General features: G+C 69.1%; 17 protein-coding genes and 1 pseudogene. 13 read left to right on the top strand and 5 right to left on the bottom strand.

What is annotated here, in order from left to right; genetic code table 11:
• Positions 1-17 precede the first annotated feature (17 nt).
• From ACU6WZ_RS09080 to ACU6WZ_RS09050, 7 genes are all read left to right on the top strand, one after another.
• Complete coding sequence (locus tag ACU6WZ_RS09080; protein WP_447032604.1) at positions 18-905, top strand: DUF5936 domain-containing protein; 888 nt, start codon at positions 18-20, stop codon at positions 903-905.
• Positions 906-914: 9 nt separating this feature from the next.
• A complete protein-coding gene (locus ACU6WZ_RS09075; RefSeq protein WP_447032603.1) occupies positions 915-2330 on the top strand; it encodes a sensor histidine kinase in 1416 nt (471 codons plus the stop codon).
• Positions 2331-2377: 47 nt separating this feature from the next.
• On the top strand, positions 2378-3298 hold the full coding sequence (locus ACU6WZ_RS09070; RefSeq protein ID WP_447032602.1) for a response regulator: 921 nt from the start codon (positions 2378-2380) through the stop codon (positions 3296-3298).
• 167 nt (positions 3299-3465) lie between these two features.
• Complete coding sequence (locus tag ACU6WZ_RS09065) at positions 3466-3702, top strand: hypothetical protein (RefSeq protein ID WP_447032601.1); 237 nt, start codon at positions 3466-3468, stop codon at positions 3700-3702.
• Positions 3702-4319, top strand: coding sequence for a pilus assembly protein TadG-related protein (locus ACU6WZ_RS09060; RefSeq protein ID WP_447032600.1), 618 nt, complete (start codon positions 3702-3704; stop codon positions 4317-4319). Before ACU6WZ_RS09065 ends, ACU6WZ_RS09060 begins: the two co-directional genes overlap by 1 nt.
• Entirely contained in the window at positions 4316-4963 is a 648-nt protein-coding gene (locus ACU6WZ_RS09055) for a hypothetical protein (protein WP_447032599.1), read from the top strand. The genes ACU6WZ_RS09060 and ACU6WZ_RS09055 overlap by 4 nt, the downstream gene beginning before the upstream one ends.
• 4 nt (positions 4964-4967) lie before the next feature.
• Positions 4968-5639 carry an OmpA family protein gene (locus ACU6WZ_RS09050; RefSeq protein WP_447033943.1) on the top strand — a complete coding sequence of 224 codons (672 nt, stop codon included), beginning with the start codon at positions 4968-4970 and terminating at the stop codon, positions 5637-5639.
• A gap of 225 nt (positions 5640-5864) precedes the next feature.
• Here the strand turns inward: ACU6WZ_RS09050 and ACU6WZ_RS09045 are convergent, their stop codons facing one another.
• From ACU6WZ_RS09045 to ACU6WZ_RS09030, 4 genes are all read right to left on the bottom strand, one after another.
• Entirely contained in the window at positions 5865-5996 is a 132-nt protein-coding gene (locus ACU6WZ_RS09045; protein ID WP_447032598.1) for a hypothetical protein, read from the bottom strand.
• On the bottom strand, positions 5993-6301 hold the full coding sequence (locus ACU6WZ_RS09040) for a hypothetical protein (RefSeq protein ID WP_447032597.1): 309 nt from the start codon (positions 6299-6301) through the stop codon (positions 5993-5995). The genes ACU6WZ_RS09045 and ACU6WZ_RS09040 overlap by 4 nt, the downstream gene beginning before the upstream one ends.
• A gap of 184 nt (positions 6302-6485) precedes the next feature.
• Complete coding sequence (locus ACU6WZ_RS09035; protein ID WP_447032596.1) at positions 6486-6677, bottom strand: hypothetical protein; 192 nt, start codon at positions 6675-6677, stop codon at positions 6486-6488.
• Between the two features lie 11 nt (positions 6678-6688).
• Positions 6689-7540: a helix-turn-helix domain-containing protein gene (locus ACU6WZ_RS09030; protein WP_447032595.1), complete on the bottom strand. Its 852-nt coding sequence runs from the start codon at positions 7538-7540 to the stop codon at positions 6689-6691.
• Between the two features lie 295 nt (positions 7541-7835).
• Between ACU6WZ_RS09030 and ACU6WZ_RS09025 the strand changes: the two genes are divergently transcribed.
• Positions 7836-8324 (top strand): ATP-binding protein, encoded by a 489-nt coding sequence (locus ACU6WZ_RS09025; RefSeq protein ID WP_447032594.1) that lies wholly within the window; start codon positions 7836-7838, stop codon positions 8322-8324.
• Between the two features lie 262 nt (positions 8325-8586).
• Complete coding sequence (locus ACU6WZ_RS09020; RefSeq protein ID WP_447032593.1) at positions 8587-9339, top strand: class I SAM-dependent methyltransferase; 753 nt, start codon at positions 8587-8589, stop codon at positions 9337-9339.
• A gap of 337 nt (positions 9340-9676) precedes the next feature.
• Here ACU6WZ_RS09020 and ACU6WZ_RS09015 read toward each other — a convergent pair.
• Positions 9677-10144 (bottom strand): annotated as a pseudogene (locus tag ACU6WZ_RS09015) (nuclear transport factor 2 family protein); the annotation flags it as partial.
• Positions 10145-10251: 107 nt separating this feature from the next.
• Here ACU6WZ_RS09015 and ACU6WZ_RS09010 point away from each other — a divergent pair.
• The 4 genes from ACU6WZ_RS09010 (at position 10252) to ACU6WZ_RS08995 (ending at position 13638) form a co-directional block, all read left to right on the top strand.
• Entirely contained in the window at positions 10252-10860 is a 609-nt protein-coding gene (locus ACU6WZ_RS09010) for a PadR family transcriptional regulator (protein ID WP_447032592.1), read from the top strand.
• Entirely contained in the window at positions 10847-11419 is a 573-nt protein-coding gene (locus ACU6WZ_RS09005; protein WP_447032591.1) for a GNAT family N-acetyltransferase, read from the top strand. Before ACU6WZ_RS09010 ends, ACU6WZ_RS09005 begins: the two co-directional genes overlap by 14 nt.
• 39 nt (positions 11420-11458) lie before the next feature.
• On the top strand, positions 11459-12268 hold the full coding sequence (locus ACU6WZ_RS09000; RefSeq protein ID WP_447032590.1) for a prepilin peptidase: 810 nt from the start codon (positions 11459-11461) through the stop codon (positions 12266-12268).
• Between the two features lie 170 nt (positions 12269-12438).
• Positions 12439-13638: a baeRF3 domain-containing protein gene (locus ACU6WZ_RS08995; protein WP_447032589.1), complete on the top strand. Its 1200-nt coding sequence runs from the start codon at positions 12439-12441 to the stop codon at positions 13636-13638.
• The last annotated feature ends 293 nt before the right edge of the window (positions 13639-13931 follow it).

Genomic DNA, 13931 nt, shown 5'->3' with positions numbered 1-13931 from the left:
GAAGAGGAGGTACCGGCATGGGACTGCTACTCGCACTGGCGGTCGCCCTGAGCGTCGCGGGCGCCTTCCAGGGCATCAAGATGTACCGCGCCGAAGCCAAGATCCCCAGCGACCTGGCCGTCGCCCTGGAGATCGGCGCCTCACGCGTCTCCGGCGCCGAATCGGCCGTCGACCGTCTCGGCATGCGTTTCGCACCGGCCGTTCTGCGCGCCATGGGACCGAAGCTCGTCGACAAGAAGCGCCGGAAGATCGACATGGCCGGCAACCCGGGCGGCCTGACCGTCGACCGTTACGCCGCCCGACGCGCGGTGTACGGAGCCTTCGGCGGCCTGTCGGCCCTCGTCCTCCTGCTGGCCGACCTGCCGCTCTTCGCCGTCTTCTGTGTCGCGTACGGGTGGTTCGCCGCCGACGTCACCATCTGGCAGGCCATCCGCGAACGCAAGGACGTCATCGAGCGCACGCTTCCCGACTTCCTCGACGTCCTCGCCGTCGTCGTCAGCGCGGGCCTCGGCTTCCGCCAGGCGCTCGACCGGGTGGCGGAGAAGTACGAAGGCCCGTGGGCCGACGAGCTGCGCATCACCCTGCGCCAGATGGACATGGGCGTCAGCCGCCGCCAGGCCTTCGACGAACTCCGCAGGCGCAACGAATCCGAACAGGTCTCCCAGTTCGTCTCCGCCCTCCAGCAGGGCGAGGAACTCGGTGCCCCGATCGCCGACACCCTCATCCAGATCGCGAACGACATGCGCCGCACCGACGCCCAGAACTCCCGGCGACGCGCCGCCAAAGCGATCCCCAAGACCACCGTCGTCACGCTCGCCTTCATGGTCCCGGCCACGCTGCTCCTCATCGTGACCAACATGTTCCTGGGGTCGGAGACCGACTTCGGCTCGGTCTTCGGCGACTGACGGACTGCCATGGCCCTCTCGACGATCCGGCTGGGCGACCACGGCCGCGTGCCCCACCCCCGTCCATTAGCGAGAGCCGCGGACCCCCCTGCCGCCGCCTCCTCCGCCGCCTCCGCCCTCGCCGACGACGTGCCCGCGCCGAGCATCCCCATCCAGATCAACGCCCTGCAGGCCCTGTGCCGACAGGTCTTCGGATTCCGCCTCGCCATGATCGCGCTCGGCACGCCCTTCGCCCTCGCCAGGGTTGAGGGGCAGGTCGGCGGCTGGCTGGTCGGCGGAGCCGTCGTCTTCAGCTTCGTGGGCTCGTACGCCGTACTCCGGGACTGGGAACTCCTGGGGCCGCTGCTGATCAAGTACCGGACGCTGATGGGCGTAGACCTCGTCTTCGGCTCCGTTCTGCTGCTCACGGCCTCGCCCGACTCCGCCCTCGGCTACGCCGCCGTCTGTACGCCGCTGCTGGCCGGCCTGCTGTACGGCTGGCGGGGAGCGGGCATCTTCACCGCCATCCAGATCCTGCTCCTGGCGGCCGCGTACAGCGCTTGGGCGGACCGCGTCGCCGGGCCGGCGGGCACGCTCCTGATCAGCGGCTTCTGCGTGGCGGCCGGAATCATCGGCGTAACCCTTCGAAACCTGATGTTCCAGTTCGGCACGGCCACCCGGGCGCTGTCCGAGGCGAACGCGCGGCTCGCGGTCGCGGACGCGGTGGAGGGCGAACGCGCCCGTCTGGCACGGGAGATGCACGACTCGGTCGCCAAGACGCTGCACGGCGTCGCCCTGGCGGCGGAAGGCCTGGCCGAGTCCGCCGACCGCATGGACCCGCTCACGGTGAGGAACCAGGCAGGCATGGTCGCCCGCGCGGCGCGGCGCGCGGCGGCCGAGTCCCGCGAGATCCTCTCGGACCTGCGCAGGCAGGCGGACTTTGAGGCAGGGGGCGTGGACCTGGGGGCCGAACTGTCGCTCCGCTTGGCCGACTTCGGGGCGCGCACCGGCATCGAGACAGGACTCCGGGTGCTGGACGGCGCTCGCGCGGGGCGCCCCCCGCTCCCACCAGTTCAGTACGCCGTGGCGCGCCACATCCTGACCATCGCGTCCGAAGCGATGGAGAACAGCCACCGGCACAGCCACGCCACCCGCGTCACTGTGGAAGTCGGCCGCACGGCCGAGGCCGGAGGAACGCTGCTGGTCAGCGTCCTGGACAACGGCTGCGGACTCCCACCCGGCATCAGCCTCGCCGGCCTGCGCAAGGCCGGGCACTTCGGCCTGGTGGGCATGGTCGAGCGAGCGGCGGGCATCGGCGCCCGGATCAGCATCGGACGGGGGCGCAGCGCGGGAGGCACGGAAGTACGTCTGGAACTGCCGGTCGAGCTATTCGGCGGCGGCCATGACCCTGGCGCACCCGCCCCTATGCCCCCGAAGCTGAACTGACTGACCATTCGACAGTCGTGCCACATCACGGAGAGGAGGCCGCACCCATGCCGGACGAAGGCATGCACGGCTCGTTGCCGGACCCACTGCCCCCACCTGCCGCAACCATCCTGCGGGTGGTGATCGCCGACGACAATCCGGTCGTACGGGCCGGCCTCACGGCTCTCCTCGGCGGCCGGGACGACATCGACGTGGTGGCGGACGCGGCGGACGGCCAGCAGGCCCTGGTGGCGGTACGGCACCATCGCCCGGACGTCGTGCTGCTCGATGTCCGGATGCCGGGGGTCGACGGCATCTCGGCGCTGCCGTACCTGGTTCAGGTGGCGCCGGTGATGATGCTGACGTACAGCAGGGAGAGCGAGATCGTGCACGAGGCGCTACGGCTGGGCGCGGGCGGCTACTTGGTGCACGGCGAGTTCACCGCCGATCAGCTGTTGGCGGCCGTACGGGATGTCCAGGCGGGCCGGGCGCACTTCACGGCGTCGGCGCAGGACGTACTGCTGGCCCACATGCGCGGCACGGCAGCTAGGCCGGGGCTTCCCGAGGGTCTGGGTGAACGATACGCGGTGGTCGGCGACCGGATCCCTGGCCCTCCAGCCACCCACGATGCGAGTGCACATACTCCGCGGGAGGGCAATGCCGGGCCAGATGTCTCGGATTCGGGGCGTTCGGAAGAAAGGCCTTCGCACATGCAATCTGTCATGGCACAGTATTCAACGAACCGGCAGCGCACGCCGCACAGAACGAACAACGTGGCAGATTTCGGACTGAGTACGAGGGAGGTGGAGGTCATGGACCTCATTGCGACCGGTATGAGCAACCAGCAGATCGCCGCCACCTGCTTCATCAGCGAGAAGACCGTCAAGAACCACATCAACCGCATCTTCGCGAAACTTCACAGCGCGAGCAGGAGCGAAGCGATCGCCCTGTGGCTGGGCTCGGCGAGGAGGGCGATCGGTCATGGCTGAGGCCGGAGCGCGACGAACCGCGGTATGCCGCCAACTGCGGCTCTGGGCCCGGAATTGGGCCCTGGGGCCCTTCACCGGTTCCGTCTGCCGCCCATACGCTGGCCGCGTCGAAAGCGAGACGCACGTGTCGGCCGGGTGCAGGTCGACCGAAGTCGGAGGGGTCACCCATGTCGAAGAACATCACGCTCAAGACCGCCACGAAGGCGCAGCTCACGATCAACCACTGGCGGAACACGGTCGTGACGCGCATGCAGAAGCGCGCGGACGACGGCGCGAGCGTCGTGGAGTACGCGGGCTTGGTCGTGGTGATCGCGCTGATCGTGGTGGCGGTGCGGGGGTTGGACCTGGACACCACGATCTCGGAGGCGATCGGCGACGCAGTCGACGACATCACCGGAGGCTGATGATCGTCGGGTTCCGGCAGGACCGAGGGCAGACCCTTCCCATGTACGTCGTGGTGGTAGGGGGTCTGCTCTTTCTTGCGTTCGCTTACTTCGCCTTCGCGCAGGCCGCAGCTGCGCGGAACAGCGGTCAGTCCGCCGCCGACGCAGCTGCCCTTGCGGCTGCCCAGGAGGTACGGGATGAGTTGACCGATGGCTTCTACGACGCTCTGGCGGACCCGGCGGCTTGGCTCAAGTGGCTCATGGCCGAGGAGGAATACCCGGATGCGGAGTACCAGGCCGCAGCGGACGAACTTGCGGCTCGGAACGACTCGGATGTGGAAGGCGCGGTGGTGCCGACCGAAGTTGACGGCTATCCCGCCTTCAAGGCCACGATCAAGACCCGGTTCACTGTCGGTGACTCCGTCATTCCCGGTACGGAGAGTAGGCGGGTGAATGCAGACGCGACGGCTGTAATTGAGCCTCGCTGCGCGGTCTCCCCTGGGAGCGAGTCGCAAGAGCTAATCGAGATCGACTGCAAGGGTAGCGGTCACTGGGAGATTGATCCGACGACCCCGCTCGACGAGATGGAAAATGCACCTGAGGCTAGAGACCTGTTCTCTGTTCATCTGGCCGAGTGACGAGCGACCGTAAAGAAAAGGAAGAGTTACTGATGAGCATGCGGCACACCATGAAGGCCCGAAGGGCACTGACCGCGGTGGCGATCACGACTGGCTTGGCCCTCACGGTGGCTGGTTGTGGTGGGGGCGAGGGTGAGAGTGAGAAGCCCAGTGCGGGTTCGTCTTCTAGTTCCACGGGCAAGGGCGAGGAAGGCGACGACAAATCGAACAGCGAGGAGCCACAGGCGCCTGCAGAGGAATCGGTCCTGGCTGAAGTGACCGGCGGTGGTGACAACGCCAAACTCGTCATCAATTCGGCCACCCGGGACGAAGGTGGATTCCTAACCGTTGCTGGAAAAGTGAAGAACGGCAAGGGGAAATTCTGGAATCCCGCCTATTGGAAGGGTGATGAGAAAGAGCTCTCTGGGAACTCGGCTTCCTTGGCAGGCGCCTACCTCGTGGATAAGAGGGGAAAGAAGAAGTACCTCGTTCTTCGTGACACTGATGGTCGTTGCCTGTGCACCAAATTTACTGGGGGCTTCAAGTCGGATGAGGAGAAGCCTTGGTATGCCCAGTTCCCGGCGCCCCCGGCCGGGACCACGCAGGTCGACTTTCAGATCGCCGACATGCCTCCGGTGGCGGTTGAGGTCTCCGATGGCGAGTGACCCCATGCCCTTCACCCTCTCCCGAAGTCGCCCAGCACACTTCGCCAAGGCCACCCTCGCGACGGCGGTGCTCATGACGGGCCTGTCCGTGACGGGCGTCCACGCCGAGCCCTCGCCCAGCGCGCCCCCCGGCAGTACGACGTCATCGCCGCCCCCAGAGGTGGACGGCAACTCACCCGGATTGAAACTGGCGGACGGCGGCACCCTCGCCCCCGCCCGCGTAATCGACATCAAGTCCGTAGTCGAAGACCTCGGCGGCGAAGAGCGCCGCGAGGACACCAACTCCGACGTGAAGTTCGCGTTGCAGGCCGAAGTCCTCTTCGGAAAGGACAGCGCGAAGCTCAACGCCGAAGCGGCCGGCCGCATCAAGGGGATCGCAGAGGAGATCCTGGCTCAGAAGGCAACCAAGATCCGCGTCTTCGGTTTCACCGACGACCTCGGCTCGTACGAGCACGGAAAGGTGTTGTCCAAGAAGCGGGCGGACGCCGTGCAGCAGGAGTTGAACAAGTCGCTCAACTCCAGCATCACCTTCGAGATCCGCGGCTACAGCGAGGACTACCCGATCGCCGACAACGACTCGGAAGAGGGCCGCAAGAAGAACCGCCGCGTCGAGGTCTCGTTCCCCCGCGGCGAAGCGCCCGACGCCGACTCAGGTTCCAGCTCAAGCCCCGGGTGACCAGAGTTGACCGCCCCGCGAGCCGGGCTTCTGAAGCACCGCAGGCTGGCGGTCACACGGCGACCGCCTCAATGTCACAGCCCGACAGAGTCGCGGCGTATGCCTTGATGTCGTCACGGTCGGACGTGAGAACTGTGCCACCGGCGTGCTTGGCCAGTAGTACAGCCAGGGCGTCTACGAGGTCGGGCCGCTTCTTCGGGGGAAGCGCTGCCGCGCCGATATGTGTCAGTGCAGGGCGGCCCGGAGCGATTGGAACGGCCCTCTGGCGGCGATGAACCCGGCGTGCAGTGCGCGCGCTCCGCGGTCCTGGTTGACCAGCGCCATCAGCATGCCCGTGCCACAAATGGTGACACTCAAGCTCCGGCCTCATGGCGTGTGCCCCGGCCGAGGATCGCATCCACCTCGGCCTGCTCCTCAGGGGTTGGCGCGAGGTGGTCGGTCCAGGTATCAGTTCCGGGCTGCGAGGCAGCCTCGGCCTCTGCCTCGGATCGCGCCTTCTCGAACGGCTCGAAGATCCGCCTTACTCTGTCCTGCTGATCCATCTGAGCGCACGCGGCGATGCTCAGGAAGGTGGACACGTCCAGACCGGCACGAGCGGCGTGCTCCTTGATCTGGTCGCGGATCTCGGCGGGCATGCTGACCGAAAATCGGACGGTTCCCATGCTCAGACGGTAACCCGCGGTGTTACTGACGTCTCGGCTCGATGTTCGGTTCCGTATGCGAGCGATGCTTCTCTCAGCCACGATGACGCCTGCCCGGGGGAAGCGCTGGAGCTTCGGAGCCGACGCCGGCTCGGCCCTCGAAGGGAGCAGGCGCGAGGGCCGGAGCGCGGCTGGGGAGCGGGTCCTACAGCAGGTGGTCGGCCTTGCCGGCCTTGATGTCTCGGATCATGTTGCGCAGGGCCTCGTGGCTGTCGGTGAGGTAGTGGCCCTCCTGGCCGAGTACGGCGATGTAGCCGTTGCCCTCGGTGTCCGTTCCGAGACGGAAGCAGCTCGCTCCCTCGCCGCAAAACGGTTCTTGCCATGCGATATCCGGCACGGAATCTCTCCTCAAAGGTGACGCGCGATTTCGTGGATGAAGTCCCGCGATCGCTCGGGCGTCAGGGCGATGCGCTCCATCCAGTCGAAATGTGCACGGTACTTCGCCAGTTGGGCTTCGCCATAGAGGAACTCGGGCCCGTGTGTGCTGTCCATCTGGACGGTGTCGAGTTGGGGCACCGGGCCCTCCGCGTAGTTGACGGTCTGGCCGGCGCCCGGAAAGGCCCCGGCCTCGAATGGGATCACCACCAGAGTGATGTGCTCCCGTTCGGACCCGGTGAGCAGGTTGTCGAGCTGAGCGCGTGCCACCTTCCGTCCGCCGAACTGCATGCGCAGAGCGGCCTCGTGTACGACGCCGAAGTACTCGGTGGGGTTCTCGCCGCCGAGGATCTGCTGCCGCTCGATGCGGTGGGCAAGGCGCAGTGCGGTCTCGTGTTGTGGCAGCGGCGGGACGACGGCGCGGAAGACCGCGCGGGCGTGGTCGCTCGTCTGCAGAACCCCCGGGATGTGCACCGAATGGGCCGACCGTATGCGGTGTGCGTCCGCCTCCAGTTCGGCAATGTCCAGGAGTCCGGCGGGCAGTCTCCCCCGGTAGCGCTCCCACCAGCCGCGGTTACGCGGCTGGGCCATCTTGACCAGTGCGTCGATGTACTTCTCGTCGGCGCAGTCGCAGTTGCAGGCGAGGGTGCGCAGCCGCTCTTCACTGATGGTTCGTGTGCCGAGCTCAATGTTGGAGATCTTGGAACGGTCGACGCCAAGGAGACCGGCTGCGGTCTCGGCGGAGACGTCTGCCGAGGTACGCATCTTCTTCAACTCGCTTCCCAGACGCCTCTGGAGTTCGGTTGGGGAAGTCCTTGGCGGCATGGCGCTCCTTCCGTGTGCGTTAAGTGCAGTTTGCCGTGCGTCGGCCTGGCACGGCACCAGGTGCACCGAAGTGTGGAGTTCGGTGGCCAATTGGCCACTCCGTGCTCTACGGTTAGTAACGCATTGCTCACGCAGATGAGTTGAAGTGCATCGCGCGGTCCTGCCCGCACTCTCCTTCCCTGGGAGGGGCGGGCCCGCGTCAGGGAGACAGGCCACCACTCGTCACGTCACCACACGAACGCGTAGGACCGCGTGAGCGTCCGCCCATCCACCCCCCTCATCCAGGGAGTCGACGATGCCCCCGTACCTCTGCAGCCCGCTGTGCCCAGTCGCCAGCGCCGGTCCTCGGCCCGGCGGTGGCCCGTACCTGAACCGGCGACCGGACGACGGGCTCGGGCTGAGCCTGACCGTGCCCGGCGTACCCCGCAGCGCCGCCATCGTCCGTAACGCGATCAATTCCGCGCTGTACGCCCACGCCCTCACCCGCTTCGGGCCGCCCGCCGCTCTCGCCGTGACCGAACTCGTTGCCACAGCAGCCAAACTGACCCCCGGCGAGGACGTGTACCTCTCCCTCCGCCACCGCGACAACGCGCTGCGCCTGGTCGTGTGGGACCAGCACCCCCGCCACGCCGACCCCGACGCCGTGAGCCTCTGCGACGAACGCCGTCGACGCACACTGTGGCTGCTCGCCGCCGTGGTGGACGACTGGGGCGGCTCTTGGGGCGTCGGAGACGCCCGCCCGCCGCAGCGCGGGGTCAGGTCCTGGGTCGTTCTGCCCCGCTGACCGGGACGGGACGCGACCGCTCGCGAAAGCGCTCAGAAAGTCGCCTGGCGTGCGCCAGACCGCACTCGTACCGGCATTCGGCAGGGGCGCCGGCGGCGGCGTACCCACGAACGTGGGGGCGCGGGGACGGCCGCCCTCCCGCAAGCCATCAGGCGCCCGTCGGCGTTTTCCCGCACGGGTTGCTGCACGGCTCGTGGATGCTTCCTGACCTGGGATTTTGGTGCCCTCGCGGCTAGAATTACCGTACTGGGAAGGGGGCTTGATGAACCGCAGCATCCGTACTGTCGACGACGTACTCGACCTCATGGACAACCTGTTCGCCCCGGAGGCGGACCGCTGGACGACCGGCGCCGCCTCCTGGTGGGACGAGTTCTACGCGGACCGCTCGAAGCCGGTGCCGTTCTTCGTGGCGAAGCCGGACGAGAGCCTCGCGTCGTACGTCGACCGAGGCCTCGTCACCCCGGGCCGTGCACTCGACCTCGGCTGCGGCGCGGGGCGCAACTCGCTCTACCTGGCCTCCCTGGGCTTCGAGGTGGACGCCGTCGACCTGTCGCCTGGAGCCCTCGCCTGGGCGGGGGACCGGGCGCGTGAGGTGGGGACGGTGGCGGGCGCGGAGGTCGACTTCCACTGCGGCGACGCCTTCGCTCTCGCCGCGACCGGCGTGCTGAGCGGCCCGTACGACTTGATCCACGACTCCGGCTGCTTCCACCATCTGCCGCCCCACCGCCGTATCAGCTACCTGGCCCTCCTCGACCGCACCCTCGCCCCCGGCGGCCACTTCGCCCTCACCTGCTTCGCGGTCGGCGAAATGGGCTCGACGCTCCCCGACGCGGATCTCTACGGCCAAGGCCGCCTCGACGGCGGCCTCGCGTACACGGCCGAAGAGCTGCGCTCGATCTTCGCCGACCTGGCGGAGGTCGAACTGCGCCGCATGCGCGACGAGCCGCCCGAATCCCCGCTGTTCGGCGAACCCTTCCTCTGGACGGCCCTCTTCCACCGCCCCGCTCAGCCGTAGTTCAGGCACCGGTGGTCAGCCCGCCTTGGCGTCCCTCTGGCGCGCTCACCGAGCGGCGGACTGGCTACCAGTCGGTGAGGTCCACGACCCCGGAGCTGCCCGGAACCGGCCCAGCCTCGCCCCGCCGCGTCAGCCGGAGCCGTTCGGGTGCAGGACGACCTTGGTCCAGCCGTCGTCGCGGGCGTCGAAGTGCTCGTACGCCGAAGGGGCTTCGTCGAGGTTCAGCTCGTGCGAGACCAGGCCGTGTAAGGGCCTGCGCCTGGACGGTTCGTGGTCCGTGCTGCCCCGGTGGCGGTGGCGGTGGCGGTGGCGGTGGTGTGGCGGGGGCGGGTGTGGTGGCGGGTGCGAGGCCGTCGGCCACCAGGCCCGCCAGTACCGCTTCGCCCAACGCCTGGACCGCCGACAGTGGCCGCACCATCACCGTGAACTCCTTGATCAGGCCGTCCTCGTCGAAGTGCAGCAGGTCGATGCCGTGGATCGACCTGCCGTTCACGACGGCACGGAAGACCAGGACGGCGGAGGGGTCGTCGCCCTGGCCGCCACCCGCCTCCTTCGTCTCCGTCGCCTCGGTGCCGGTCTGGGCTGTGCCACCGAATTCGCCGACATAGCGGAAGTCCTCGAAGGTGCGCAGGAGTACGCCGAGGAGGCCCATCACCATCGGTTTGCCCTCGAAGGGGCGGAACTTGACGGGGCTGTTGAGGCGGATGTCGTCCGTGAACAGCGCGCCGAGTGCGGCCAGATCCCCCTGCTCCACTGCGGCGCGGAAGCGTTGGGTGGTGGGAGCGGGTGTGTGTGCGGTGGTCATGGGGTGCGCCCTGCCGTTCCGGTCAGTAGTCATCAGCATGAGTAGTCAGTTTCTTGACTATGCTGCGATGCTGCTACGGGAGTCGTCGAAAAGGAAGGGGGTCGACCATGGCGCTGCGACACGCGGTGCTGGCCGCGCTGCTCGGCGGGGAGCGCGAGGGCGATGGCGCTGGGGGTGGCGAGGGCGGCGGGTACAGCGGGTACCAGCTGGCCAAGGCCTTCGATATCGGCGTCGCGAACTTCTGGCACGCCCTGCCTCAGCAGCTCTACGCCGAGCTGGCCAAGCTGGAGCAGGAAGGGCTGGTCGCGGGGACGGAAGTGGTGCAGGAGAGCCGGCCGAACAAGCGCTTGTTCCGCGTCACCGACGCCGGTCTCGCCGAGCTTGAGACCTTCGCCTCCGCCGCCTCGAAACCGTCCTTCATCCGCGACGACCTGCTGGTCAAGGTGCAGGCGGCCGACTCGCTCGACACCAGACCGCTGATCGAACAGCTGGAGGAGCGTGCGTCGGTCGCCGAGGCCAAGACCGAGCTCTTCGGCAACCTGTTGCGCACGCTGCGCGCCGAACTGGAGGAGGACGAGTTTCTGCGGCGCGGCGACCGGATCGGCCCGTACCTGACCTGCCTGCGTGGCTTGGCGCTGGAGCGGGAGCACCGTGAGTGGTGCGTGCGGGTGGCGGCCGTACTGCGGGAGAGGCGGGCGGCGCATGCCGAACGGTGAGGGCGGGGCGGCGGGCACGGCGGGCGCGACGAACTCGCTGCGCCTGGAGAAGATCACTTCCGCCAATTTCGAGGCCGCTATCGCGCTCATGGTCCGGCCCGACCAGGAGCACGCGGTCGCGCCGGTCGTGAAGTCCCTCGCCGAGGCGTACGTGTCGCCCGAAACGGCCTGGCCCCGCCTCATACTCGACGGCGAGCGGCCCGTCGGCTTCCTGATGGCCTTCCTGGACATCGACTTCACCGGCGACGGCACCGATATCCGCTCGGGCCTGTGGCGCCTGAACATCGCATCCGGCGAACAGGGCCGCGGCTACGGCCGCTTCGCGGTCGAGTCCGTGGCCGCCGAGATCCGCCGCCGTGGCGGCACCCGCCTCACCACCTCCTGGGCGACGGGCGACAACGGCCCCGAAGGCTTCTACCTCGGCCTCGGCTTCCACCCGACGGGGGAGATGAGCGGCGATCAACGGGTGGGCGAGCTGGACCTGACCACGCAACTCCTGCCGTCTGGCAGCGCCTTGCATGCAGAGCAGCCCCCTGCGGACAGGCCCCCCTGTGGGTAACGCAGACAGCGCCGCCCGCCCACCTCTAGGCTCCAAACTGTGTACGCCACGCCGCCGTTGCTTCTGATCGTGGCCGCCGTCCTCTGGGGCGGCGGTGCCGGAGTGTTCGTGCCGCGCGCCGCGTATCGGCTCGCCGTGGAGCCGGGAGAGGCGTGGCGGGTGGCCTGCCCTGCCGGGCATCCCTTCGCCGGGCCCGCGCGGGGATGGATCGGCGCCGTACGGTGCGGCGACTGCGCGGCGCTGGTGGGTGCGGCGGCCGTCGCGCCGGTCCGTGGTTCGGTCCCGCCCGGCCCCGGCGCGTACTCCGCCGGCCCGGTCCTCCCCGTCGTCACCGCCGTGTCCTGCGCCCTGCTCGCCGCCGCGACCGGGGGCAGGCCCGAGCTCGCGGTGTGGGTGCTGCTCGCGCCGTTCGCCGTGCTGCTCGCGGCCGTGGACCGGCGGGTGCACCGGCTGCCCGACGTACTGACCCTGCCGCTCGCCGCAGCGACCGCCGCCCTGCTCGGCCTCGCAGCCCTGCTGCCCGGCGGCGGCGGATCGTGGCCCAACGCGCTGCTCGGTGGCCTCGGCCTCGGCGGCGGCTACTTCATTCTCTTTCTGATCAACCCGAACGGCATGGGTTTCGGCGACGTCAAACTCGCCGTCGCGCTGGGCACTGCCCTCGGCTGGTACGGGTGGACCGTGTTCTTCGCCGGGGCCTTCGCAGGCTTCCTCCTCGGGGCGGCGTACGGCGTCGGGCTGATGATCCTGCGGCGCGCGGGACGCAGGACCGCGATCCCGTTCGGCCCCTTCATGATCGCCGGGGCGTTCCTGGGTCTGCTGCTGGGCGGCGCAGCGGTTTCCGGTGCGTGAGACCGGCCGGTCCGAGTCGGGCGTACGACCGCGCGCGCCGAAGGGGCAATCGTGAGAAATTGCCATGAGATGCATGTGTGTGCCCGTACCCGTCCCGTACCCATCCCGCCATGGCCCACCGCCACGCCCACCGCGACCCACCGCCGCAGCCGCCAGCCAGGAGCGCCTGAATGACGCAGCCGACTCGCCCCACCCCGGAACTGCTCGCCGAACTGCGCAAGCCCCGCACCTACCCGGCCGTGTCGCTCACACTGCCCACGCACCGCCACCGGCCGGAGAACCAGCAGGACCTCATCCGGCTGCGTAATCTGCTCGCCGAGGCCAACAGACGGCTCGCCGACGACCCCGAGGTCTCCAAGGACCAGGCGGCCGCGGTGGCCGAGCAGCTGGCCGCGGCATCCGACGGTGTCGACGCCGAGCACTTCCGCGACGGCCTCCTCATCTTCGCCTCCGCCGACGAGAACCAGACCTTCCTGGTCGGGGCGTCCGTACCGGAGCGCGTCGTGATCAACACGACGTACCTCACCCGCAATCTCGTCGCCTCCGCGGCGCGCCGGGGGCCCTACCTGGCGCTCGTGCTGAGCAACGGTGAGGTGCGGCTGTGGCGGGGGCGCGGCGAGCAGGTGGCCGAGGAGCGGGACACCGGTTTCCCGGTCATCACCTCCGGCGTGGAGCGCGACCGCACACCCCACCGCGACGGCGGCCACGCCGTCAGCCAGGACTTCCGGAACATGCTCGCGGAGGCCGACAGGAAACTCACCCCGCTGCTCCAGTCCGAGAAGGATCTGCCGGTGATCCTTGTCGGGCTGCGTGAGCAGATCGCGACGTATCGCGAGATCAGCCGCCACGGGCAGGCGTTCGCCGCCGAGCTGGAGGTGGGCGGGCTACTGAACACCACCCCGCCCGAGATGGCCGCGCAGCTGGCCACCGCCCGCACCGCGCTCGCGGAGGCGGACACGGCGCGGGCGATGCGCGGGCTCGACGAGGCGCGCAGCGGTCGGCGGTACGCCGCGGGCGTGCAGGACGCCTGGCAGGCGGCGGGCGAGGGTCGGGTGGCGTTGCTCGTCGTCGAGGAGGGGCTGCGGGTGACGGCCCGCCCGGAAACGGTCGAGGGCGCCGAACGCGCGACGCTCACCCTGCTGGACGGGGGGGAGGCGCGGGAGGCGGGCGCGGTCGGTACGGCCGCTGCTGGGGCTGCGGGGATCGCCGGGACCGCCGGGGCCGGGCAGCCGGGCGCCGAGGAGGGTGTGGAGGAGGACATCGTCGACTCCCTCGTGGAGACGGTCCTCTCGGCCGACGGCGAGGTCGTCTTCGTTCCGGACGAGGCTTTGGGCGAGGCGCAGGGGGTGGCGGCGGCCCTGCGGTTCTGACGCCGGACCTCCTGCTCCCGCGGGGCTCGTGCGGCCCCGCCAAGCAGCGCGTTCTCGCCCGACCGACCCCGACCGACCCCGCCCGATGCCGGCCCCGACATTGCCTGGCGCGGTCTTTCGTAAGCGGAGCGTCAAGTTGGCTCCGGTCACACGATTAGCTCTTGAGGGGGACGGTTGGCCCCCCGTCCAGGAGCGTTTTCCTTAGGGGCGACTGGGCCGAGGGGCCCTCGCGTCGGTCCGCTCGGAAAATTGGTGGCGACTTTCGGCACGGCGTGGCTCCCAGCACCCCTCAC

The organism is Streptomyces hypolithicus (genome assembly GCF_052934925.1).
The sequence above is the reverse complement of the archived record's forward strand: the minus strand, read 5'-3'. Positions and strand labels throughout refer to the sequence as shown.

Bases quoted from the DNA above. Each gene is read 5' to 3' on its own strand.
- ACU6WZ_RS09080 (WP_447032604.1), top strand. From the start codon at position 18: ATGGGACTGCTACTCGCACTGGCGGTCGCCCTGAGCGTCGCGGGCGCC.
- ACU6WZ_RS09075 (WP_447032603.1), top strand. From the start codon at position 915: ATGGCCCTCTCGACGATCCGGCTGGGCGACCACGGCCGCGTGCCCCAC.
- ACU6WZ_RS09070 (WP_447032602.1), top strand. From the start codon at position 2,378: ATGCCGGACGAAGGCATGCACGGCTCGTTGCCGGACCCACTGCCCCCA.
- ACU6WZ_RS09065 (WP_447032601.1), top strand. From the start codon at position 3,466: ATGTCGAAGAACATCACGCTCAAGACCGCCACGAAGGCGCAGCTCACG.
- ACU6WZ_RS09060 (WP_447032600.1), top strand. From the start codon at position 3,702: ATGATCGTCGGGTTCCGGCAGGACCGAGGGCAGACCCTTCCCATGTAC.
- ACU6WZ_RS09050 (WP_447033943.1), top strand. From the start codon at position 4,968: ATGCCCTTCACCCTCTCCCGAAGTCGCCCAGCACACTTCGCCAAGGCC.
- ACU6WZ_RS09040 (WP_447032597.1), bottom strand. From the start codon at position 6,301: ATGGGAACCGTCCGATTTTCGGTCAGCATGCCCGCCGAGATCCGCGAC.
- ACU6WZ_RS09030 (WP_447032595.1), bottom strand. From the start codon at position 7,540: ATGCCGCCAAGGACTTCCCCAACCGAACTCCAGAGGCGTCTGGGAAGC.
- ACU6WZ_RS09025 (WP_447032594.1), top strand. From the start codon at position 7,836: ATGCCCCCGTACCTCTGCAGCCCGCTGTGCCCAGTCGCCAGCGCCGGT.
- ACU6WZ_RS09020 (WP_447032593.1), top strand. From the start codon at position 8,587: ATGAACCGCAGCATCCGTACTGTCGACGACGTACTCGACCTCATGGAC.
- ACU6WZ_RS09010 (WP_447032592.1), top strand. From the start codon at position 10,252: ATGGCGCTGCGACACGCGGTGCTGGCCGCGCTGCTCGGCGGGGAGCGC.
- ACU6WZ_RS09005 (WP_447032591.1), top strand. From the start codon at position 10,847: ATGCCGAACGGTGAGGGCGGGGCGGCGGGCACGGCGGGCGCGACGAAC.
- ACU6WZ_RS08995 (WP_447032589.1), top strand. From the start codon at position 12,439: ATGACGCAGCCGACTCGCCCCACCCCGGAACTGCTCGCCGAACTGCGC.